The sequence below is a fragment of the Vibrio sp. Vb0667 genome (genome assembly GCF_033391095.1).
Window position 1 is genome coordinate 199,049 of record NZ_JAWPOL010000004.1, and the last position, 22,579, is coordinate 221,627.

General features: G+C 44.2%; 27 protein-coding genes. 7 read left to right on the top strand and 20 right to left on the bottom strand.

The genetic code is table 11. The annotated features are described in order from the left end of the window. Nucleotides 1-80 precede the first annotated feature (80 nt). Nucleotides 81-755 (bottom strand): fructose-6-phosphate aldolase, encoded by a 675-nt coding sequence (locus R8269_RS07575; RefSeq protein WP_079401666.1) that lies wholly within the window; start codon nucleotides 753-755, stop codon nucleotides 81-83. Between the two features lie 254 nt (nucleotides 756-1,009). Between R8269_RS07575 and R8269_RS07580 the strand changes: the two genes are divergently transcribed. Together R8269_RS07580 and R8269_RS07585 are read left to right on the top strand one after the other, a co-directional pair. Next, the gene (locus R8269_RS07580) at nucleotides 1,010-1,951 is read left to right on the top strand and encodes a glycyl-radical enzyme activating protein (RefSeq protein WP_318222500.1); all 942 of its coding nucleotides are present in this window, start codon (nucleotides 1,010-1,012) and stop codon (nucleotides 1,949-1,951) included. 2 nt (nucleotides 1,952-1,953) lie between these two features. Continuing rightward, nucleotides 1,954-4,392 (top strand): formate C-acetyltransferase/glycerol dehydratase family glycyl radical enzyme, encoded by a 2,439-nt coding sequence (locus R8269_RS07585; RefSeq protein WP_025768601.1) that lies wholly within the window; start codon nucleotides 1,954-1,956, stop codon nucleotides 4,390-4,392. Nucleotides 4,393-4,476: 84 nt separating this feature from the next. On the opposite strand, the gene R8269_RS07590 is transcribed toward R8269_RS07585, so the two are convergent. Further along, nucleotides 4,477-5,022: a TetR/AcrR family transcriptional regulator gene (locus tag R8269_RS07590; protein ID WP_025768600.1), complete on the bottom strand. Its 546-nt coding sequence runs from the start codon at nucleotides 5,020-5,022 to the stop codon at nucleotides 4,477-4,479. A 98-nt stretch (nucleotides 5,023-5,120) separates the two neighbouring features. Between R8269_RS07590 and R8269_RS07595 the strand changes: the two genes are divergently transcribed. From R8269_RS07595 to R8269_RS07610, 4 genes are all read left to right on the top strand, one after another. Next, on the top strand, nucleotides 5,121-5,594 hold the full coding sequence (locus R8269_RS07595; protein WP_005374998.1) for an HPP family protein: 474 nt from the start codon (nucleotides 5,121-5,123) through the stop codon (nucleotides 5,592-5,594). A gap of 138 nt (nucleotides 5,595-5,732) precedes the next feature. Then, on the top strand, nucleotides 5,733-5,948 hold the full coding sequence (locus R8269_RS07600) for a TIGR02450 family Trp-rich protein (RefSeq protein WP_005374999.1): 216 nt from the start codon (nucleotides 5,733-5,735) through the stop codon (nucleotides 5,946-5,948). Between the two features lie 112 nt (nucleotides 5,949-6,060). After that, the gene (locus R8269_RS07605) at nucleotides 6,061-6,438 is read left to right on the top strand and encodes a PH domain-containing protein (protein WP_005386881.1); all 378 of its coding nucleotides are present in this window, start codon (nucleotides 6,061-6,063) and stop codon (nucleotides 6,436-6,438) included. A gap of 10 nt (nucleotides 6,439-6,448) precedes the next feature. Further along, on the top strand, nucleotides 6,449-6,667 hold the full coding sequence (locus tag R8269_RS07610; RefSeq protein WP_318222501.1) for a DUF6500 family protein: 219 nt from the start codon (nucleotides 6,449-6,451) through the stop codon (nucleotides 6,665-6,667). Here the strand turns inward: R8269_RS07610 and R8269_RS07615 are convergent. The 9 genes from R8269_RS07615 to fliD all read right to left on the bottom strand — a co-directional run bounded on the left by R8269_RS07615 (nucleotide 6,664) and on the right by fliD (nucleotide 13,295). Beyond that, nucleotides 6,664-6,951 carry a hypothetical protein gene (locus tag R8269_RS07615; RefSeq protein ID WP_005375002.1) on the bottom strand — a complete coding sequence of 96 codons (288 nt, stop codon included), beginning with the start codon at nucleotides 6,949-6,951 and terminating at the stop codon, nucleotides 6,664-6,666. The two genes, R8269_RS07610 and R8269_RS07615, sit on opposite strands and share 4 nt — an antisense overlap. 77 nt (nucleotides 6,952-7,028) lie before the next feature. Continuing rightward, nucleotides 7,029-8,024, bottom strand: a complete 996-nt coding sequence (locus R8269_RS07620; RefSeq protein ID WP_005375003.1) for a flagellar motor protein MotB — start codon at nucleotides 8,022-8,024, stop codon at nucleotides 7,029-7,031. Next, nucleotides 8,024-8,881, bottom strand: a complete 858-nt coding sequence (motA, locus tag R8269_RS07625; protein WP_005375006.1) for a flagellar motor stator protein MotA — start codon at nucleotides 8,879-8,881, stop codon at nucleotides 8,024-8,026. Before motA ends, R8269_RS07620 begins: the two co-directional genes overlap by 1 nt. 10 nt (nucleotides 8,882-8,891) lie before the next feature. Further along, complete coding sequence (locus R8269_RS07630; protein WP_005375008.1) at nucleotides 8,892-9,620, bottom strand: FliA/WhiG family RNA polymerase sigma factor; 729 nt, start codon at nucleotides 9,618-9,620, stop codon at nucleotides 8,892-8,894. Nucleotides 9,621-9,632: 12 nt separating this feature from the next. Further along, nucleotides 9,633-10,133, bottom strand: coding sequence for a flagellar basal body-associated protein FliL (fliL, locus tag R8269_RS07635; protein WP_005375011.1), 501 nt, complete (start codon nucleotides 10,131-10,133; stop codon nucleotides 9,633-9,635). A 22-nt stretch (nucleotides 10,134-10,155) separates the two neighbouring features. Continuing rightward, nucleotides 10,156-11,229, bottom strand: a complete 1,074-nt coding sequence (locus R8269_RS07640) for a flagellar hook-length control protein FliK (RefSeq protein ID WP_042521681.1) — start codon at nucleotides 11,227-11,229, stop codon at nucleotides 10,156-10,158. Continuing rightward, a complete protein-coding gene (locus tag R8269_RS07645) occupies nucleotides 11,226-11,546 on the bottom strand; it encodes a hypothetical protein (RefSeq protein ID WP_005375013.1) in 321 nt (106 codons plus the stop codon). Before R8269_RS07645 ends, R8269_RS07640 begins: the two co-directional genes overlap by 4 nt. Beyond that, the gene (gene fliS / locus R8269_RS07650) at nucleotides 11,530-11,916 is read right to left on the bottom strand and encodes a flagellar export chaperone FliS (protein WP_005375014.1); all 387 of its coding nucleotides are present in this window, start codon (nucleotides 11,914-11,916) and stop codon (nucleotides 11,530-11,532) included. The genes R8269_RS07645 and fliS overlap by 17 nt, the downstream gene beginning before the upstream one ends. A 32-nt stretch (nucleotides 11,917-11,948) precedes the next feature. After that, nucleotides 11,949-13,295, bottom strand: a complete 1,347-nt coding sequence (fliD, locus tag R8269_RS07655) for a flagellar filament capping protein FliD (RefSeq protein ID WP_042521679.1) — start codon at nucleotides 13,293-13,295, stop codon at nucleotides 11,949-11,951. Nucleotides 13,296-13,711: 416 nt separating this feature from the next. On the opposite strand from fliD, the gene R8269_RS07660 reads away from it, so the two are divergent. Then, a complete protein-coding gene (locus R8269_RS07660) occupies nucleotides 13,712-13,999 on the top strand; it encodes a hypothetical protein (RefSeq protein ID WP_005375016.1) in 288 nt (95 codons plus the stop codon). Nucleotides 14,000-14,069: 70 nt separating this feature from the next. Here the strand turns inward: R8269_RS07660 and lafA are convergent, their stop codons facing one another. The 9 genes from lafA to R8269_RS07705 form a co-directional block, all read right to left on the bottom strand. Continuing rightward, nucleotides 14,070-14,921: a lateral flagellin LafA gene (gene lafA, locus R8269_RS07665; RefSeq protein ID WP_005375019.1), complete on the bottom strand. Its 852-nt coding sequence runs from the start codon at nucleotides 14,919-14,921 to the stop codon at nucleotides 14,070-14,072. Between the two features lie 301 nt (nucleotides 14,922-15,222). Then, nucleotides 15,223-15,993 (bottom strand): EAL domain-containing protein, encoded by a 771-nt coding sequence (locus R8269_RS07670; protein ID WP_017633491.1) that lies wholly within the window; start codon nucleotides 15,991-15,993, stop codon nucleotides 15,223-15,225. A 19-nt stretch (nucleotides 15,994-16,012) separates the two neighbouring features. After that, entirely contained in the window at nucleotides 16,013-18,103 is a 2,091-nt protein-coding gene (flhA, locus tag R8269_RS07675; RefSeq protein WP_005375024.1) for a flagellar biosynthesis protein FlhA, read from the bottom strand. A 31-nt stretch (nucleotides 18,104-18,134) separates the two neighbouring features. Further along, entirely contained in the window at nucleotides 18,135-19,262 is a 1,128-nt protein-coding gene (gene flhB, locus R8269_RS07680) for a flagellar biosynthesis protein FlhB (RefSeq protein ID WP_005375025.1), read from the bottom strand. Further along, nucleotides 19,259-20,035: a flagellar biosynthetic protein FliR gene (gene fliR / locus R8269_RS07685; RefSeq protein WP_005375027.1), complete on the bottom strand. Its 777-nt coding sequence runs from the start codon at nucleotides 20,033-20,035 to the stop codon at nucleotides 19,259-19,261. The genes flhB and fliR overlap by 4 nt, the downstream gene beginning before the upstream one ends. Further along, nucleotides 20,035-20,304 (bottom strand): flagellar biosynthesis protein FliQ, encoded by a 270-nt coding sequence (fliQ, locus tag R8269_RS07690; protein ID WP_005375036.1) that lies wholly within the window; start codon nucleotides 20,302-20,304, stop codon nucleotides 20,035-20,037. Before fliQ ends, fliR begins: the two co-directional genes overlap by 1 nt. Nucleotides 20,305-20,316: 12 nt before the next feature. Next, a complete protein-coding gene (fliP, locus tag R8269_RS07695) occupies nucleotides 20,317-21,075 on the bottom strand; it encodes a flagellar type III secretion system pore protein FliP (RefSeq protein WP_005375037.1) in 759 nt (252 codons plus the stop codon). 18 nt (nucleotides 21,076-21,093) lie between these two features. Beyond that, nucleotides 21,094-21,465, bottom strand: coding sequence for a flagellar motor switch protein FliN (gene fliN / locus R8269_RS07700; RefSeq protein ID WP_005375038.1), 372 nt, complete (start codon nucleotides 21,463-21,465; stop codon nucleotides 21,094-21,096). After that, on the bottom strand, nucleotides 21,462-22,280 hold the full coding sequence (locus R8269_RS07705; protein ID WP_005375039.1) for a FliM/FliN family flagellar motor switch protein: 819 nt from the start codon (nucleotides 22,278-22,280) through the stop codon (nucleotides 21,462-21,464). The genes fliN and R8269_RS07705 overlap by 4 nt, the downstream gene beginning before the upstream one ends. Nucleotides 22,281-22,579: the final 299 nt, after the last annotated feature.

Below are 22,579 nucleotides of genomic sequence, written 5' to 3' on the forward strand. Positions count from 1 at the left end.
GGAATCTTAAACTCACCGGCGCACAGGGTGAGTTAAGATTCCCTTTATTATTCATTGAGACGTCTAGCTGCTACTTTTAATTAGCTTTCAAATGAAAGTTTCTCGCCGAACGTCTCTTTCCAGTCTTTATCGAACTGTTCAACCGCCGGTTTTACTGCTGGGTGAGCGAACATTTGTGCCGCCACATCAGTTGGTAGAGTAATGGCTTCGATACCCAGTTTCATCACCTCCATCGCTTGTTGAGTGTTCTTGAAACTGGCTGCCAAAATCTTCGCTGGTAGTTGGTTTTGATCGAGCAACAATTGAAGATCCGCGACCACTTCAACACCATTGCCGTTCATCGCATCAATGCGGTTTACGTAAGGCGCTAGGTAGTCAGCACCGCACAGTGCCGCTAGGAAACCTTGTTGAGCTGAATAGATAGCAGTAGCAAGAACCTGAATTCCCTCTTTTTTCATTAGCTTAATTGCTGCCAAGCCGGTTTCTGTTGCTGGCACTTTTACCACCATATCGTAAGGCAATTCATTCAGTTGGCGCGCTTCTGCCACCATACCTTCGACGGTTGAACTCACGACTTGAGCGTGAAAGCGAGGTTTACCGCCAAGTGCTTCTTGCATGCCTGCTAGGGTTTCATTCAGTCCCTGTTTTGACTTCGCCAAAATGCTTGGGTTTGTCGTCACGCCTTTTAGCGGTAGGCATTGGTTAAAGCGTTTTACTTCTGCCACATCAGCAGTATCTAAATAAAGTTCAATCATGGTTTCTACCTTAAACAAAATCTTCGTTTTGATGATGGGATCACTATAGATCTGACAATCGAACGAGATCTTGATTTTGATCAATTGAAATTTCATTTGAAACTATAATAATTTCATTAAATGAAAGTTAAGTGAAACTTGTAAAGGGTCAAATGAAGCTTTCAGTTCGAACAAAGAAAAGCCGCTGATAAGACTTAACCAGCAAGAAACAGATTAAGTACACAGCGGTAGCACAGACCAAGAGGCAAGCAGAGATGTATTTCAATATCCAACGATTCTCTACCCATGATGGCGATGGCATTCGTTCCATTCTTTTTCTTAAAGGATGCAGCTTGTCTTGCCCTTGGTGTCAAAACCCAGAAAGCCGCAGCGAAAAGCATTCACTGTTGTTTGATCAGCGAAGCTGCATGGAAGATTGCCAGCTGTGCGTTTCTGCGTATCAAGCTACGACTCAAACCACGGCGGGTAGTGAAACGGTGAGCGATGGTATTCAACGCATCGACAACCAGATCATCATCAATCGCAAAGCCATCAAAGAAGACCAACTGATCGCGCTGCGAAACGTATGTCCTACGCAAGCACTGACCGTCTGTGGTGAAGATGCAAAATCAGACATGCTGTTCGACACCTTGATGAAAGACAAACCTTTCTACGACCAAAGCCAAGGTGGCGTGACCTTCTCGGGTGGTGAGCCACTCATGCAAGCGGATTTGGTGGCAGAACTCGCGCAGCGTCTGCATGACAACCAAGTCTCTACCGCTATTGAATCGTGCATGCATGTGCCGTGGAAGAACGTCGAAAAAGCCGCGCCGCATATTGATTGCTGGTTGGCGGATTTAAAACATACCGACGAAGAAAAGTTTCTTAGCTGGGCGAAAGGTTCACTAAAACGCATCAAAGACAATTTCCGAAAACTGGCACCTATCGCGAAACGCATTGTGATTCGCGTTCCAGTGGTACCGGGGTTCAATGACACCATCGAAGAGTTGAAAGACATCATCGATTTTGCGGTTTCACTAGAAAGCTGCCAAGAACTTCACTTGCTGCCGTACCACACGCTCGGCATCAATAAATACCGTTTGCTCGATATGCCTTACGAGTGTTCTGACAAGCCATTAAACAAACCAGAACTGCTAGAAAGCGCCATGCAATATGCAAGCGAAAACACCCAACTTAACGTGATTGTAAGAGGTTAACTATGGACCTGAATTACCTTCCTGAGCGTATCAAAGCGCACAAATCGGCACTGGTAAATATCGTAACGCCACCTGTCTGTACCGAGCGTGCAGAGGCATACACTCGTGCTTATCAAGCAAACGAAGACAAACCTGTAATTGTCCAACGTGCGCTGGCGCTGCAAGAGCACTTACGCACTCGTACTATTTGGATTAAACACGATGAATTGATCGTCGGTAACCAAGCGAGCAAAGTGCGCGCTGCACCTATTTTCCCTGAATACACAGTACGTTGGATTGAAGCGGAAATTGATGAGCTAGCCGACCGTCCTGGTGCAGGCTTTGCGGTCACTGAAGAAGATAAGCAAAGCATCCACAGCATCACACCGTATTGGCGTGGTAAAACCGTTCAAGACCGTTGTTATGGCTTGTTTACTGATGAGCAGCAAGAGATCTTAGCTAGCACCATCATTAAAGCCGAAGGCAACATGACTTCGGGTGACGCGCACCTTGCGGTGGATAACGAAAAAATCTTGAAGCTAGGCATGAACGGCTTGCTAGAGGATGTTCGTCAGCACCGTGCTAACAATGATGTTTCGACCTTTGAAGGCTTGAAGAAAGAGCAGTTCTACAAATCGGTCGAAATTGTACTGCTTGCCATTCAAGACCACATGGTGAGCTACGCTGAATTGGCGGCAAAAATGGCGCTAGAAGAGACGCGTCCGCTACGCAAAGCTGAGTTAGAAAGCATTGCGGCAAACTGTCGTCATGTAGCAAGCCACGCACCAGAAAACTTCTGGCAAGCACTGCAATTGAGCTACTTCGTTCAGTTGATGTTACAAATCGAATCGAACGGTCACTCGGTTTCTTTCGGTCGTATGGACCAATTCCTCAACGAGTTTTATGTTCGCGATATCGAAAACGGCGCGATTGAAAAAGACTTTGCACTAGAGTTGCTACAAAGCTGCTGGTTGAAGTTGCTTGAAGTAAACAAGATTCGCTCTGGCGCGCACTCAAAAGCCTCCGCAGGTTCTCCGTTGTATCAAAACGTGTGTATCGGCGGTCAGAAGTTGAATGAAAAAGGTGAGCCTGAAGATGCAGTGAATCCACTTTCTTGGGTGATTCTGGAATCTTGTGGTCAGTTACGTTCGACGCAACCTAACTTGAGTGTGCGTTACCATGAAGGTTTAAACCAAGAGTTCTTAATGGGCTGTATTGAAGTGATTAAATGCGGCTTCGGTATGCCAGCGTTCAACAACGATGAGATTGTTATTCCTGAATTCATCAAGCTTGGTGTAGAGAAAGAAGACGCTTACAACTACGCATCTATCGGCTGTATCGAGACCGCAGTTCCGGGCAAATGGGGTTACCGTTGTACGGGCATGAGCTTCATTAACTTCGCCCGTATCTTGCTAGCTTCATTGAACGAAGGTGTGGATGCAACAACGGGTAAAGCTTTCTTGCCACACGATAAGTCATTAGCAAAAGGCAACTTTGAGAACTTTGAGCAAGTGACCGCTTCTTGGGCAGAGCAAATCCGCTACTACACCCGTAAATCGATTGAGATTGATACTGTAGTCGACAGCGTACTTGAACAGCAAGCTCAAGACATTTTCTGTTCAACGCTGGTGGATGACTGTTTGGCTCGCGGTAAAACCGTGAAAGAAGGTGGCGCGAAATACGATTGGGTATCTGGTTTGCAAGTCGGTATCGCGAACTTGGGTAACAGCCTAGCTGCCATCAAGCACCTTGTTTTCGATGATGCGCAAATCACTCAGCCCCTTATCTCACAACAACAGCTAGCAAAAGCATTGGCAGAAGATTTCGATGGCATGGAGAACGAACAGCTTCGCCAACGTCTTATCAACTTTGCACCAAAATACGGTAACGATGATGACGCGGTAGACCAACTATTGGCAGACGCTTACCAAGTGTACATTGATGAGCTAGAGCAGTTCGTTAATACGCGTCATGGGCGTGGTCCAATTGGCGGCGGTTACTACGCAGGTACATCAAGTATCTCGGCAAACGTCCCATTCGGTGCTTCAACCATGGCAACGCCAGATGGTCGTAAAGCGAAAACGCCATTGGCAGAAGGTGCAAGCCCGTCATCTGGCTCAGACCGTTTAGGTCCAACGGCAGTGTACAACTCGGTTGGTAAGATTCAAGCGAATAAGATCCTTGGTGGCGTGCTGCTTAACCAGAAGTTAAGCCCGGCAGCAGTTGAGTCTGAAGGGGACAAGCTCAAGCTTTCTATGTTGATTCGCACCTTCTTCAACCACCACAAAGGCTGGCATGTTCAGTACAACATCGTCTCTCGCGAGACCTTGCTAGCAGCGAAGAAGAACCCTGAACAATATCGTGATCTGGTTGTGCGAGTTGCAGGCTACTCAGCCTTCTTCACCGCGCTATCACCAGATGCTCAAGACGATATCATTGCTCGTACCGAGCACGAGCTGTAAGTACACTCACTAACTAAAACGAAAGGCACCGATTGGTGCCTTTGGTTTGCATACTTAATCCGCAAATGACTATACCTGAACGCATTAAAGCTTGTGCAAAATGGTCACGCATTTCTTCGTGATGTTGTCGTACTCTTTCGTCATGTAAGCGGTAGTGATCGCGCCCTCTTTCATGATGCAAATGGCATCGAGTAATGCAGCGTTGTCTGATTTGAGATAGTGATGAATTAGCTCTCTGACTTGCTGCTTATGGTAGCGGCAATACGTTGCGATCTCGCCACTGTCGTCACTGAATTCCGCGGACGTATTGATGAAAAAGCAACCGCGAAACTCGCCCAACTTTTCTTCAGAGCCATGAAACCAGCCGTTGAGTGCTGTAAATAACTGATCGATCACCTCCGCGCACGTTTGTGCTGAAGAAAGCTTTTCCTCCAACCATTCCATAAATACTTGGTGGCGTTGTTCTAATGCGGCGATGATAAGCGCTTCTTTGCTCTCAAAATGGTTATATAGCGTGCGTTTAGCCACGCCGGAAACATTGAGGACTTCATTGATGCCAATAGAGTTGATGCCTTGTTTATAAAACAGTGACAAAGCTGTGTCGATCAATAACTGTTTCTTTTTGTTCATAACTACGTCCTCAAAAAGTTCCATAAACACATATTGACAAAGGTAGACAGATTTGTCTATTTTATTTTGTAGACAATTCGGTCTACTTTGAGGTGTTTATGAATAATTTAATTTTATCGTTGGTTGCCGGGCTTGGCGCTACGTTGGCTATTGGCGTATTGTCCTACGCTGAGGTATCACTGACGGAGGTTGTACTCCTGATGGCACCATTTGGTGCTACCGCAGTACTGGTGTTTGGGGTGCCTAGCAGCCCTCTCGCTCAACCAAAAAACGTGATCATTGGTCACTTCATTACGGCATCTATCGGTATTGCGTTTAGCCAGTATGTTGACGTCACGCCGGTCACGCTCGCGATTGCGACGGGGCTAGGTGTGTCTGCGATGCTGATTACGAAGACCACTCATCCACCTGCGGGGGCAAATCCAATTTTGATCATGGCGTCTGGGCAGGGATGGAGTTTTCTCTTCACGCCTGTCCTGATTGGCGCGGTAGTGATTGTTCTGGTCGGTAAAGGGTTACAGTTGCTACAAAGTCAGTACTTAAACCCTCGACTGAATGGTCAGAAGACCTAGTCGGATTGTAGTTAGAGCCGCGAAAGGGAGTGATCTCTTTTGCGGTTTTATCTTTTGTCGGTTTGCAAAAACAAAATCTGATTCTCTCTTGGTATTCAGTCGTATACATCAACATGGTAGTTAAATTGGTACAATGCGATGAACAGAATCCACCCTAAGAAACTATTGCACAGTAAATGGACGGCAATTTCACCTAAAAACAAAGAGAAGCATTTTGTCGTGACGGAAATGGAACTAGATGAAGATGGTAACGTTGTGAGATGTGTCATCGAGGCAGTCATGAGTAAACGCGACCGAGAGATGAACTGGCAAGACCTAAAAGACTCTGAGCAATGGATGCAAGGGTGGAAGTGAGTGACGCTTCGTTGTTGGGCGAATCAAGCAGAAACGTGCGTTGCGAGTAGGCAAAAGTGGTGCTATCTGATACGTTGATAATTCGTTCTAACGCCCACTCAAAGGATTAATTATGATTGATTTCGACAATTCCTCTGTATTTAAGCTTAAGCCGATTGACGTTTCTAATGCCAGAGAAGACTTCCTTAAGTTCTTGATTGATGGTGAGACTATTTTCGCTGCTTTTAAAACAGTTCGTGACCAAGTGGTGTTTACGAACAAGCGAGTGATAGCGGCAAATGTGCAAGGGATTACCGGCTCAAAAGTGGATTACACTTCTTTGCCTTACAGTAAGATCAATGCATTTTCTATCGAGACCTCTGGTACTTTTGATTTGGATTGTGAAATCGAGTTCTTCATGAGTGAGGTGGGAAGAGTGCGTTTTGAAATTAAAGGCTCGTTTGATTTGATTTCTTTCAACCGTATGGTTAGTGAGTATGTACTAGGTTAAGGGATTAGAAATGATAGCTTCGCTGAGAGACAAAATTATAGAGGTCTGTGACAAAAAGATCGCGAGTAAAGGTGAATTGGTTGGTCTCTCATTTTATGCGTTTTTCGCTAATAAAAATGACGACCCAGAGCTGTTGATGGAAGCGGCTACGTGGTGGATTCAGACTCATCAGCTCGACCACTTCGAAAAAGCAGTAAAAATAAAATCAATGGTCGAGTCGGGGAGCTAAATTAAAAAAAAGAAGTAAAGAAAGCAGACAAATGCTAATAACGTTGCGGACAAAACAGGGTAGATAATGTAAGAGTCCTGCTTGTTGGTTCGTTGAAAACATAGCGAAACAAGTAAGACGTTATAAACAACAAGTAACAAGCTGATCATGGTTCCGCTGTTTAGTGTCATACTTGATAGCTGAGTTAAGAAAAACGCCAATAAAAGGTAATCGAAGACAATGAGCCATAAAAAGGCTTTCTTTAGTAAGTCGCTTTTTCTTTTTTCGGATGATGTTATGTGCATATAGAACTCAACTAAAAAGTCACAGTAACAGAGGCTTTGGTTAGAGAGGTCACCATCAGAGTGGTGACCTTTTAAGATTATAATTCTTGAATTTTTACTTCGCTGGTGGCGGTATCGCCGGAGTAATTGATGACTTCTTGACGAATGACTGGTTGGTTGAATTCAGCCTTATCTTTCGCTTTTTGCAGTTCGCTTTCTTGGTGGTTGCCAAAAAGGGTCTCAAGCACTTTAGCGGCAGGAGTCGTTAAAACAAACAGCTCAATACGACGGTTTTCGCTAGAATCTGGCTCATCAGGATTAAGCAGCGCTCTATCTGACATACCCGTTACCTGCATTACTCTATCATCCGGCATACCGCCTTCAACTAACGTATTTCTTGCTACGTCTGCTCGAGAGGCTGATAACGCCCAGTTAGATTGACGACCAAAACGCTTTTTAAATGGAATTGCATCTGTGTGTCCGCTGATGATCAGAGGGTTGTTAACACGATGAAATACAGGTGCTAGTGCGAGCAGTAAATCTTCAAAAAAAGGAGTAAGTTCTGCACCACCACGGCTGAACATATGCTGTTTGTAATCATCTTGAAGGACGATACGCAAACCTTGTGGTGTCACCGTGACGTTTACATTTCCCTGCGCATTAATTTGGGCAGTCATTTGCTCAATTACTTTCGCTAGTGCGGCAAGTTGCTCTTGAGTATCGAAGTTACCAGGAATCAAAGAATCAATTTCTGGTCCATCCCCATCACCTTTAAAGTAAGAGCTTACTACATGGTTGGAGTTGTGTTTACTTGGCACAGAAGAGTCCTGTGCCAAGTCGATAGGAGAAATACTTTGTGACGTATCAAATGGGTTGCCGTAACTCTTGTCGAATACGCTTGAACTATGCAAGTGGGCAACAATCGCTTTACGCTCTTCTTTGTCTACCACCTGCATAACCCAAAGTACAAGAAACAGCGCCATTAGGGCGATCATGAAGTCAGCAAACGCGACTTTCCACGCGCCGCCATGAGACGACTCATCATGGCTGTATACTTTGGCACGTTTGAACACTACATGCTCTTGTTTTTGCATTATCCCTCCTGTTCAGCTAACCACTTCTCCATTTGGTTGAATGTTGGTTTGATGTCTAGCTGAATATGTTTACGACCAGCGTCAATGGCGAGCAATGTCGGCTTTTTCGCTACGTAGGCAACCAAGGTTGCACGAACGCACTCAAAAGCAGTCATATTACGTTTTACTCGCTGAGCCATGGCGTTACTTAGTGGATCTAAGCCACAGTAACAACCGAAAATACCAATGAATGTACCAACGAGAGCTGCCGCAACGTGATAACCAATCATAGCGATTGAGCCATCAATAGCTTGCATGGTGATAATGATGCCACCAACTGCTGCAAGAATACCGAAGCCAGGTAGTGCTTCTGCTGTACGCTGTAGTGAGCGTGAAGGTAAAAGCATTTCGTTCTGTATTGCTTCGATTTCTTGCTCTAGCAGTCCCTCTAATTCATGAGGCGACATCTGTCCCATTGCCATTAAACGTAAATTGTCAGTAATGAAAGAAATTAGGCGATGATCTTCTGCGATCGTCGGGTAAGCGAGGAACATAGAGCTTTGCTCCGGAGCCTCAATATGAGAATCCAGAAACTTGTATCCGCGGTTTCTCGCTGTCTCTAGCAAGTTGTTGAGTAGTGCCATTAATTCCATGTAGTACTCATGCTCTTCTGTTGGACCTTTAATGGTCGCTGGCACTTGGCGACGCATTTCTTTCAGTACATGAGGCGGATTACCGATGATCAAAGAACCAGCAGCGGCGCCAATAATGATAAGGAATTCGGCTGGCTGCCAGATAGCACCTAAGCTACCACCGGCCCACATATATCCACCGAAGACGCACACCAGGATAGTGAGCACTCCAAAAAACTTTTGCATCTTGTGACTCCTAAGAGGACATTAATTGGTTGAGTTGTTTCAGCGCTTGTTTGTGAAGCTGACATATACGAGGTGGTGTCAGATCCAATACCAGAGCTATTTCGTGTAAGTTGAGTTCATGTTGATAGAACAGAGTCAGGAGCAGTTGATCGCGCTTAGGTAATTTACCCAAAGCACTGTCTAAACTACGACGAATATGTTCATGTTCCATGCCATCGTATTGCCCGCCAATGTAGCTATCACCGCTGCTCTCCATCAGTTGGTCAAGGCTTTGCATCTCGCCTGCGAGAGCGGCATTTTGGCGGTTGTAATAATCTTGCTCATTCGTCCCTAAAGCCTGGATGATTTCGGCATCCGTTGGCATTCGACCTAACGTTCGAGTGAGATCTCGAGTCACGTCGTTGAGCTCGTGGGCTTGTTGACGAGTCTTACGTGAACGCCAATCTAGTCGGCGTAATTCGTCTAAAATAGCTCCCCGAACTCGACAAACGGCGAAAGCAGGAAAGTGAGGATCGTCAACATCGCCATATCGGCGTCCAGCCTCGACTAGAGCGATGAGGCCTATCTGCTGCATATCTTCAATACTACAGTGAGAAGTGGCATGAACGCGCAGCTGGTTAACTACGCGTTTTACCATGACCTGATGACGTTGTAGCAATGCGTTTTCATCAATTGGTCGTGACGGTGTTGTCACTTCCTCTTCTGTGGTGTAAGTGTCTTGTACATTCATGTCTAACATGGTTGTGCTCCGTTATTGCACAACATATTTAGTCAACAAAACATCGTCGATTTCTCGGACGATGTCTGTTTTTGCAAAAGCGAGTAGAAGCGTTTGCTTCACTTCGTCTTGCAGAATATCGATGGCACCCGCTTGCTGTAACTGATCAAACGTTTTGTCACTAAACAGTTTTAATAGAGAGTTTTGTACCATAGGCATGTATTCATCGATCTCTTTGATACGCTCTGGGCGGCGTGTCTCAATTGCCAGTTCTAGCATCACAAAGTGAGTCTGTTTCTTGCCTTTAACGGTCAAAACGACTTTGTCCAAAGGATGGAAGCTAGGACCTTTGCTTGTCGGTTGTTCTGTGACCAAAAAAGACAGTGGGGAGTCTTCGATCAGTGAACCAGAGTCAGGTGACTCTTGAGCGTGTTTGTTTAAGTACCAGATTCCGCCCATAATTGTGACGGCCGAAACGAGGGCACTGGTGATGATCATGGCGATAAACAGGGCGATCATTTGTTGTTTGGTCATAACCTTTTTCCTCGAAGATTCACTAAGCTTGAGTGCTTAGCCAGTGTTCTGAATAGTTAGTTGTTGTCGTGGTTTGGAATGCACCAGATTCTCGTGCGGCGAAAATATTGGCGTCTTCTTCGTTTGCATGTGGGTCATTTCGACCTTGGTTTTGATCAGAGCCAACATTGACATCGACATGAACGAAGTTTTGCTCTTGTAACTCAGTACGCAATCGTTCCGAAACTTGCATTAAAGCTTCTCGTGTTGCTGCGGCATTGGCGTTGATGTGGACACTCAATCGGTCACCTTCAACACGTACAAGTAAATCCAGTTTCCCCAAGTCTGGTGGGTCTAGGCGGATTTTTGCTTCTTGTACATTTTGTTGAGCTTGGAGCGTCACGCGATCATGTAAAACTTGCATCATTTGCTCCCCCCACTTTCCGGCAGTGGTATCAACACGCACCGCTGCCCACTCAGAGCCTTGAGCTTGAACATGACTCGTCGCAACCGGTGAATGTGCAGGTTGTGTTGTAGGAGCTTGTGCTTGAAGTAGAGATGCGGTTGGTTGCCCTTGAACAGGTTGATTCAAAAGAGTTTGAAACTCAGCACCGGAGATAGGCAAACGCGAACTCGATGAAGTCGGCAGACTTTGCTTCACATCTTGTTTTGATGATGTGTTTAACATAGCGTTAGACGAATCTTGAGTAACAGACTTAACTTCGCTCGCAGCCATTAAAGATGACGCTTTTCCTAGTTTCTCAGCCTGCTTCTCTGCCATGGTAATCATACCCTGGGTTAAAGCTTGAGCTTGCGCTGCAAGATCAGTCGATTCTGTTAACCCTGGTGTACTGGTCAAGTTGGCATCCGGATCTGAAGCTGAGCGGTCATCAGTATCAAAACCATGACTTTGTACTTTGTTTGCGCTGTTCAAAGTAGAGGCCGTAAGGTGAAAACTCGGTACCTCTGACGCAGAGTTAAAGTCTTGCTCACCATTCTGCTTGTTCCCTGATTTAAAACCATGAGAAAAGCCGTGTACCGAGCTCGCTTGCTTGATGTGACCCTCATTGTTAGCTGGCGAATTAACTGAGTACTGAGTTGAAGAAGGTATGATCATTGAGTTAGCTCCATGGTCATTGCTAATTGATAGGCCATAGCGCGTTCTTGATGGTCATTGACCATGTTCATCTCTTTTTTCAACTCGTTGGTCGACTTCTCTAATACTGCGAAGGCATTAGCGTGCACTGTTTTCGCTCGCTGGATTTCAGGTGCAAGCTTAGGATCTTTCAAAAAAGGCTTGTGACTGATCAAAAGCTCTCGCAACTGCAAGTCGTACCGCTTGAGCGCATGCCAATCGGCCGTTTTTGCGGCGAACTGGATGAGCTGAGATAAATGACGGAATCGCTCTGGCGATACTTTATGCTTGTTGTCCAAAATTCATCCAACCTTCACGAATGTTACCCATTACACGCTCAACGTTAACCAAGCGATTTGCATCGTTTTGCACGCTAGCGTAATAAAGTTCGACTTGGCAGAAGTCATACAGCTGGCGTAGGTTTTCCGCAATTTCACCGCCGTTTTCATCATCTAAAGCACTTGTTAGTCCAATCAAGATGTTCATGCATTTGTTGATTCCATTCCCTTTCTCGGCCAAACGATTTGCGGCTAGGTGGCCGCGAATACGTTCAACTTCATCGAGTAGGCCATCGATTAACATGATGACCAATTGGTGTGGATTTGCTGCTGCCGCTTGAGCGTCGAGATCGACTTGTTGGTACGAATCGTAACCAGAATCCATAAGCATGAATATTTCTCCTAAATTTGGAACCAAATGTCTTATTTTTGAGCTTTAAACATGGACATGGTTTGGTTCATTTGGGTCATAATTGAATTCATTTGAGTGAATTGTTTGAGGTAGCGGTTGTACGACATTTCGTACTTACGCTCTAAATTGGTTTGTTTATCTTTGATTCGGTCTAAGCTTGACTGTATTGCGTCTTTACGCGTGCTGAAGGTACCTGATGAGAACTTCAAGAAAGGCTCTACCATCGCGTCAAGAGAATCTAGCAAAGCGTCATCCCCATTAAACAACGCCTCTAAGCCTGCGCTATTTGTTTGTTGAGCTTCTTTGAACTTTTCTTGATCAACTTTCATTTTACCGTTGCGGTCTAGGCTCACGCCGATTTCGCTTAGGCGCATACCATTGTGTTCACCTCGGATTAACCCCGTTAACTGACTCTCAATAGAACGCAATGTCGAGTCGCTAGCGAGCACGCCGCGTTTCTGATCTTCACCGCCAATTTGGGTGTACTGATCGATAGTCGAAACAAGGGCATTGTAGGTTTCCACAAACTTATCTAGTTGTTCTTTAGTGCCTTCGCTATCAGCTCCAATTTTTAAACCGATTGGCGAATCTCCCGCGGCTTGCGGTTTAGATACGGTAATGTCAACACCGTCGATGACACCTTCAAAAGTATTACTTGCGTTGGTTAGTTTCAGGCCTGAGTCTTTTGCACCTAGCCACATAACCGCATCTTGTGGAGCGTTAATTTGCTTGAGGTTGGTGAAGGCGTCTTCAAACCACGCTTGGCCAGTACCCGTTGCAGATACGTTGATCTTATTTTCGACACCAGTCTCAGTGCTCGATAGCATAAAGTGTGTTTGACCATTCGAGCGAACTAGAGTGGCGTTAACGCCAGGGTTATCCGTGTGATTGTTAATCGCGCTTGCTAAATCACTGATCGTTGCAGTGCCGTCACCATTAACATCAACGGAGGACAAGTCTAGAGTCATTGTTTCACCGTTGATGGTGAATTCTAAAGATCCAGTTGTTGGTACTTCTGTCGTTGCCTCAAGGTCTGCAGGCATACCTGTAGATACTTGATGCGCCGTTGCCACTTTTTCTACAAAAATCTGATAGTTACCCGTTAGCGCTTTAGCATCCGCGTTTGCAGTAAAGTTACCTTCTTGAGAGAGTGTCGCACTGTTTTTGATGATGCTGTTTGTGCTGTTATTCATCTCTTTCATTGCAGTACGAAAATCACGTAGTGCGCTTTCAACTTTATTAAAAGCTGACAGTTGTGACTGGTACACATTAGCTTGCGCTTGGTAACGGTTTTTGAATGGGTTTGTGTCCAATTGTGCGAATTGGGTTGCCATTTTTACTGGGTCTAAAGAACTCATGAGGTGTGCTCCTCTCATCTCTTATTGGCTTGAATACTTTGAATGCTACGCCTTAGTTTAATTATCAGTGGCAAGATACGTGCCGTATATTAAATTCAATTAAAACAAAGGTTTAAAGCTATTTTGTTTTCTTGGGAGGAAGTGGTGTTTCCACCTTGTTTGTTCCGCCTTCCTCCATGGAAAAAGTAATTTCCTTATAAGAAAAGGCGACCTAAACAAAGAAAATATTTAATTGTATTGACGGTTCTAATTAGGAGAGATGTTTTAATTGGACGTTATATTCAGCCTTTACTTCAGCTTGATTCAGATAATTCTTACAGAGTGCATTAATTGCGTTCTGATATTATTTTTGATAGTGCGAAGTGCAAGTGTTCTCACTAAAAATTAAATTTTTTACGTTTCAAAGAATGTCAGTTATGAATGAATTTGCGTTGCGATTGATGAAATGTGCTCGTGCATATGAAGAGTTCATTAACAAAAAACTATTAAGTAAACAGAGCATCAATTCTGATGAGATAGCTAGTATCTTAAAGGAAGCTAAGTTCAATTTTCCTGAACTTAGAGATAGTAAAATAGGAAGCAAATTAGAGACGATAGAATTAGAACTGTTTAATAAGGTTTTATTTAATATTATGTTGAAATTCGGATTCAGAGTGCCTGAATCTCACAAAGATAATACGAGCTCTATTTATATTCGTAGATAAAAATAAAGCCTTCCATAGGAAGGCTTTATAATTAAGACGATTTAAATTAAGCGCACTATTAACTAAGTAATTAGCGTAGTAGTGACATTGCCATGCTTGGAAGCTGGTTAGTTTGAGACAGAACAGTTGTACCTGCTTGCATCAACATTTGGTTCTTAGTCATGTTTGAAGACTCTACTGCAAAGTCTGTATCCATGATACGACCTTTAGATGCTGTAACGTTTTCTACCATGTTACCAAGGTTAGCCATAGTGTGCTCAAGACGGTTGATGTTCGCACCGAAGTCTGCACGAGAGCTACCAATTTTTTCTACTAGACCGTCAGCGCCGCTGATTTTGTCTAGTGCTGCTTTTGCTTTAGTCGCGTCATCGATACCATCTGTAATTGCTGCATCAGCAAGAATAGTAGTGATTTCACCGATACCTGCGCTTGCGCTTACAGTCAATGTTTCAGCAGAAGATGCACCGATTTGGAATGTTACGTCACCTGCACCGAAGCCGCCGCCTTTAAGAAGGTTTTGACCACCGAACTTAGTGTTGTCTACGATGTTGTTTAGTTCTGCAGTAAGCTGTGTGAACTCTTTGTTAAGAGACGCACGGTCTGTTGCACTGTTTGAACCGTTCAACGATTGTGTAGCAAGGTCGTTCATACGGTAAACGATGTTTGTCATTTCATCCATCGCACCTTCAGCAGTTTGCATCATAGAGATGCCGTCTTGTGCGTTACGCATTGCTACTGACATGCCGCGTGTTTGCGCTTCTAGACGGTTAGCAATTTGAAGACCAGCAGCGTCATCAGCAGCTGAGTTCACACGGTAGCCTGTGCTTAGACGTTCCATTGCTGTGTTTAGAAGTCCGCTTGTTGTGTTCATTGTGTTTTGAGTTACAAGCGAAGCGTAGTTAGTGTGCATTGATAAAGCCATCTTAGTCTCCTTAGTTAGTCACTATATCTTTCAGGCCTCGGGATATTCCCTTGTCACTAACTAGAGGCGGTCGGTCGGCTTTAATGATTAATTTGAAAATTAAAAAATTTCTAAAAAAGATAAAAATTGATGATTTTTAGTGATTTGTATTCCATGAAAACCGGGAAAATCATCATATAAGCCTAAATTTTTTAGTTAAGTTAAAGAAACTATTGCCCAATGATCTTGTGGTTATCCGTTATAAATAAAAAAACAGCACGAATAAATCGTGCTGTTTTAAATATAAATGGTTGAGTTTCAACTATTCCTCATCAAAAGACTGAAAGGAGAGAGAGGTTGGGATATCGCTGAAATAACCAAAATAATAACTGGCACCCAATAAACGATAGCGGTTAAGTTCAGTTTGACTCGCTACACGTCCGGCAACCCAAGTATATTTATGCTTTCTTAAGAACTTGGCAATAGGTAGGAAAGCGTGTCTTTCTTCTTTATCCTCTAGTGTGACTGACAATTTGATCATATCGGGACTAAAGTCTGCGACGCGCTCGAAGTTCACTTGCGATGTCGCGACTTCAAACCAAAGTGAATATGCATTCTCTTTTAACTTTTTGGTGAGTGTGGCGACTTTATCACTATCACATAACGTTTCATCAGCTTGAAGAGAAGGAATCACATGTTGAAAAGCAGAAGAGTGGAATTGAATCGTCTGTTCGAGAAAATAAACCCCAGGCTCCCACAGTAATGCATCCACGCGAATCGGCACGACAACATTACTAATCAAGTCGTGATGAAAGGCTTCTAACTGAAATTGTGTTTGTCTTAGTGCAAGGTAAAGACTGAACAAATCCAGGCAGTACTGCATTTGTTCAGAGAGTTTGAATTGATAGACACTTTGTTCTCCACGCATACCAAATCTCAACGTCAGGTGTTGGAATTCTACTTCTCCTGATTGAGCTTCCCTAATTGCTTGGCATGCGTGTTGGACATCATTGTGTTTTAAAGCATCAAAGACTAATTGATCGTCATCCGTGACGATGTGTTGTACTGCGAGACCAACCAAATGTTCGTACATCGCATGTGTTGAAATAAGATTAACCAAGGTTTCCTACCACATTGATTTGTTTGTTTTCTGGGATTTCGTTGTAAGACAATACTGCCAGCCCTTGTGTAAATGTACGAGCGTAACGCGCTAGAAGAGGGCGCAGCTGTGGCATAACGAGAAGGATCGGAGGTAGCCCCTGTTGCTTAAGCTGTTGTCTGATCAATGGCAAGTTTTGTTGGAACTGACCAAGAATGTTTGGCTCAATTGGGAAGCTATCTAGTGTTACCGTACCAGAAGATTGTGCTTGTTGCAGTGAAGTTAGTAGCATTTGTTCTAACTCATCAGACAGTGCGTAGACATTTAACTCGTTCTTTTGCCCTGCAATTAAGTTAACAAGCGTACGCTTTAGTGCACAGCGCACATCAGATGCAAGTAGGATCGGGTCCTTTGTATTTTCCGCGGATTCCAACATTGTGTTGGCAATCGTGCGAATATCTTTTAGTGGCACTTGGTCCAATAAAAGCTGACGATATACTTTCAGCTGCTGCGCTGGATTAAGTGCTGCTGCTAATGCTTCTGCTAGTTTCGGGGCTTGTTGTGTCAAACGCTGGGTTATTGCTTCCACATCGTCGTGCGTAAACAACTCTGCAAGGTTTGTCTTCATGATTTTACTAATATGAGTGGCAATAACAGTGCCATCATCGACAACTTGGTAACCCATATTAAGTGCTTTTGCTTTATCTTGATGCTCAATCCACACAGCTGGCAACTGATAAGCAGGATCGCTACCCAAAATGCCATCTACCTCACCGTAAGTTTCGCCAACCGCTATCGCCATTAAACGCTCTGGTTCAATAAAGCCTTGCTCAATGACTTCGCCATTTAGAGAAATTGTGTATTGGTTTGGCTTGAGGCTCAGGTTGTCACGAATACGAACTTCAGGTAATAAAAAGCCAACTTGTTCAGAAAGGTTTCGACGCACACCGCGGATACGTTGTGATAAAGGAGCCCCTTGTTCTTTGTTGACTAGATGGACGAGTCGGTAACCAAGCGCAAGTGATAATGTTTGGACGTGAGGAATATCATCCCATGTCAGCGGTGTATCATCGTCTTGCATCGCTTGTGAAAGTGCTTCGACCTCTTCAATCTGGGAGTCTTGCACTGGCTTCTTGGTTTGACGCCACCCTGCGAACGCTAATGCGCCAGCAAACGCAAAAAAGGCTAGGTGTGGCATACCCGGTACCATACCGATTACCGCCATAATACCTGCGACAGTAAATAGCGTTGCAGGAGTTGCCAGTAATTGCTTTTGCATGGTTTCCGACATGCCATTATCGCTATCATTAATTCGCGTAACGATAATCGCGGCAGCCGTTGCCAATAGTAGTGAAGGAATTTGAGCAACTAGACCATCACCGATTGTGAGTAGGGCATAAGTTTTAAAGGCGTCAGACGCAGCGAGTCCATGCTCGAAGACACCAATACTGATACCACCAATGATATTGATAAACAGAATCAACAAACCTGCGATGGCATCGCCACGCACAAACTTTGATGCACCATCCATCGAACCATGAAAATCGGCTTCGTTGGCGACTTCTTTACGGCGTAAGCGAGCCGTTTCCTGATCGATAAGGCCAGCGTTTAAGTCGGCATCAATTGCCATTTGTTTGCCTGGTAAAGCATCCAACGTAAAGCGGGCTGAAACCTCAGAAATACGTTCACCACCTTTGGTGATTACGACGAAGTTGATGATCATCAAGATGACGAACACCACCATACCAACGACGTAGTTACCGCCAATGACGACTTCACCGAATGCTTGAATGACCTTACCCGCTGCGTCACCACCATTATGTCCTTCTAGGAGTACAATTCGCGTAGAAGCCACGTTCAATGTGAGACGTAATAATGTTGCGACCAGCAAAATAGTTGGAAAAACAGAGAAATCTAATGGTCGCTTTGCGGTTGTGCTGACCAGCAATACTAGGATTGCTAAGACGATATTAAAGGTAAACAGCGCATCCAGTAGCAGAGGAGGCAAAGGAAGAATCACCATTGCTAATATCATTAGCAAGACGATTGGAATGCCAACGTAGCCTTTGGTTGATGTTTGAAGTTGTTTTAACCGGTTAAGCATACTTTCGTGTCCTTGGATAAACGCGGGTTAATCAGTGCTGCAAATGTTTTGGAATCGAAAAATGAGGTAAAGGAATTGGCTCTTTTCCCTCACCTTTACGAAAGGCTTTCAATTGCAAAACGTAAGTAAGAATATGTGCCACTGCGATGTACAGTTGGCTTGGGATTGCTTGTTCAATCGCCGTCGTGTGATAAATCGAACGGGTAAGTGGCGGGGAGTTAATGATTTCCACTTTGTTTTCTCGGGCGATACGTTGAATGTGCATAGCAGTTTCGTCTACGCCTTTTGCGACGACAAAGGGCGCGTCAGAAAGCGAAGGCTCGTATTTCAGTGCGACTGCGTAGTGCGTTGGGTTTGTGATGATCACGTCAGCCGTCGGCACCATTTTATCGATCTTACGGCGTGCAAACTGTTGCTGTATTTGACGAATACGTTGTTTTACTTCCGGACGACCTTCATTATTTTTAAATTCCTCTTTCAATTCTTGTTTCGTCATGCGGAGTTCTTTTAGGTGTTCCCAACGCTGATAAGGAATGTCGATAACCCCAAATAACAACAAGGCGAAGCCCATTAAGAGTAAGCCTTCAAACAGAATTGACATTACTAGAGAAAAACCTTGGCTGAGTGGGAGGTTTTGCATGCCAAGTAATGGCTGTAAGTGGTTGTCTAAATAGCCATATAAGATGCCGAAGATCACGGCTACTTTGAACGTCGACTTTAAGAGCTCAACCACTGAGCGGGTCGAAAAAATGCGCTTTATCCCGCTCAAAGGATTAATTTTGCTGAGCTTTGGCATCACGTTCGCGGGACGGAACATCCAGCCGCCTAGCACAAGGCTACTACCACAGGTCACGATAATAATGACGGTAAACAATGGTAATAGCATGTCGATGATGACCGCTAAACTTTGTCCCAATTGCTCGACAAGTTGTTTAGGATTTTCTAGGTCGGCTCGCGTCAGCATCATGTTGTAGCGAAAGATACCCGACATGCTTTCCCAAATACTATTAAGCTGAGAGTAAAAGTAGAGCGCCACCGCTAGAAATATCACCGCAGTAGTAAACTCTTTCGCGCGAGGAATTTGTCCTTCCTGGCGGGCTTTCTTTACCTTCTGCGGTGAGGCTTTTTCAGTTTTGTCTTGAGAAGATTGATCGCTCATGCTCCCCCCAACATAAAGTTACTCAAGTGTCTAATGGTGTCGTGAACGAGCGCCGTGTAGCGACCAGGAACACCAGAAACTGAGATTAATACGCTGAACAGACCCAGCAGCATCGTCATAGGAAAACCTAACGCATAGACATTAAGTGATGGTGCGGCTCGGTTCATTACACCAAAACTGATGTTGGCTAGAAGCATGGAAACAATAGCGGGCAAAGCCAAAGCGAGTGAAGAGGCAAACATCCAACCGAAAATATTGACAACACCTTGCAGAGAAAGCGATGTGATACCAGATCCGACAGGCCAAACAACAAAGCTTTGAATCACGATATCTATGACGAGTAAGTGTCCTTCTAGCGCGAGGAACAACAAGGTTGAGAAAATCAGAAATATGCGTCCCAAAATGGCGACAGAAAGCCCGTTAATAGGATCATTCATCATCGCCATACCTAAGCCCATTTGCAGAGAAATCACCTGGCCAAGCATGGTGAAAACGTTAAAGAGCATGTGCAAAATTAACCCAAACATTACTCCCCAAATAGCTTGCTCAAAAGCAAGGAACAGGGAAGTCATAGAGAATAACTCGACTTGTGGCATGGGTGGCATTAACGGTCCAGTAATGACAACGATCGAGAGGGCCAGTAAAGTACGAACCCAAACAGGAATAATCGCATCACCAAAGAAAGGCATTGAAATAAATACGGCTCCCACACGAAAAAACGGCCACCAGAGTTGACCGAGTATCGCCGAGAGCTCTGCAAATGTGATGGCCATTAGCCAATCATCCCTGGTATGTTGTGGAACAAGAAATCAAACAGTTCCATGATCTTACGTAGCATCCAGTGACCTGCAAAAATCACCATTAATAAGGTAACGAGCAAACGTGGCAAAAAGCTGAGTGTTTGCTCGTTGATTTGTGTGGCAGCCTGAAATACGGCGATACACAAACCGACAATTAAGCCTGGAACAACCAATACGGCAACCATCAAAATGATCAGCCATACTGCATCGGAAAATAACGTTACGGTTAGTTCTGGGGTCATAACTGCTCCTAGTTAACCGAAGCTGGCAGATAAGGTGCCAACTGTCATTGCCCAACCATCCACGAGTACAAATACCACCAACTTAAAGGGAAGTGAGACAATTAAAGGTGATAGCATCATCATACCCATTGCCATCAGGACACTGGCGACAACCAAGTCGATGACCAAAAACGGGATGAAAAGCATAAAACCAATTTGGAAGGCGGTTTTCAGTTCACTAATGACAAATGCAGGCAAGACAACGGCAAATGAAATATCCTCAACGTTTTGGTCGAGAGGCTCATTGGCAATACGTAACATTTGTTCAAGAGAGCTTTGGTGCGTCTGTGCCAACATGAACTCTCTCACTGGTTTCTCTGCAACAGAAAAAGCCTGTATTAGCGTGATTTCGCCGTTGTCGTATGGCTGAAACGCATTTTCATAAATATCGCTCCAGACAGGGCGCATAATCAGTAACGTCAATGCGAGAGCGATCCCGACCAACACTCTGTTAGGTGGGCTTTGTTGAAGACCAAGAGCTTGGCGCAAAATCGCAAGGACAACGACAATTCGAGTAAAGCTCGTCGCCATCAAAATAAATGCTGGAAGAAAACTGAGCGCCGTCATCAACAACAGAATTTGCAGTTTAACGCTGTATTCTTGTTGTGTGTCGCCATCAGAAACGGACAAGATAGTTAAGCCGTTGTCAGCCGCCATTGTTGGGAAAGCAAACAAAAGTGACACCAATACCAAAAGAGGTAACCAACGGTGCCAAGCGCTCAGATTTTTCATTGTGATGCCTACCTAAGATTATTGACCAACGCCACTCAATGCAGAGTCATGTACATCGATCAGACGAAGTCCATACTTATCATTGACAACGACAACTTCAGCGTGGCCCATAAGAGAACCGTTTACTTTCACGTCTAAAGGCTCGCCATTGAGCTTTTCCAACTCGATAACCGTGCCTTCACCCGCTTTCATTAAGTCCCCAAGTGGGATCTCCTTACTCGCAACTTCCAGCGTGACTGTGACAGGAATGCTTTTGAAAAAGCTAAGGTCACGTTCCGCAGTGGCTGGTTCTTGTTGGAGCGTATCTTCGGCTTCAAAGTCTTCTAATTGAAAATCATCAAAGTTCAGTTCTTCTGCGTCGAATGCATTAGTTTCTAGCGCTTCGCTCATCGCTGCGGTTCCTTATCAGGGTTAAAGATCAAAACAAGTTGGCCGTCTTGCTCGGCAATACGACCTGTAAATAGAGATTGGTTGCCAATGCTTACTGGAACCGTGTTAAGAAGCTCAATAGGTAAAATATCGTTGGGTTGTAAGCCAACCACATCACTTAAAGGCATCTTCTTTTTACTTAGAACAACGTTCAGTCGAACGGGGGTCGTCTCTAAAGAACGACAGAAAGGTTGAAACAAATCGGTATCAGGCTGCAGTTCAAGCTGCTCGATCAGCGTTTGAATAAGATGACCATCTAGCTTGAGATGAATTGAGCCTTGATGATCGTCAAACGCAATGTTTAATTGAACGTTAATGCCAATTCCTCTAGGGGTCTCATACTCACCCGTGTCCCACATTTCACCAGGAGCAAGCCAACCGATGATGATTCGACTGATGCGCTCTTGTAAACGTAAGTCACTGGCCGTCAGAGTAGCGGCTGAACGCTCTGCACTTGCACCATAAAATCTATCAGCCAACTTTATTAGCGTGTGAGGGTTACCATGGATGAATACCATGCCGCCTTCCTGATGTTGATAGGTCGACGTTTGCTCTTTGTCCATCTCAACCGATGTAAAGCGGTGCAAGTCTACTGAGGTTAAGCTAGCTTCCACTTTTCCTGTGCTGAGCCAATTTTGTAATTCAGTCGTAAGGTTTGAGCAAGATTCTGAAATTAAATTATCGAGCTTCTCACGAATGATATGAATAGGTTTGCCTAATAATTCTACATCAAGTAGTTGACTATCAGAAATAGGCTCGCTAACTCTATTTTCCATTTATATTTTACCGTGCGTTAACAATCGAAAGTGTTTTAACTTAATGGCGTGTAGTCTACACAGAAATTTTAATGATCTTTTAGCTCCAAACTCTAAGATTGTGACTTTAGTTCACATGTTGCTTTGTTCATATAGTCATAATCTTTTAATGAAATTTAAAAAGAGTTAGTTTTCTTTATAAATCGCTTAATAAATAAAATAACAATGTTGAGCGTTTTAGTTGTTATAGCTTTTTTAAATTGCCTTTATGGCGTAACAACAACTTCAAATAAATAAATTATAAGATACTGTTTTTTATG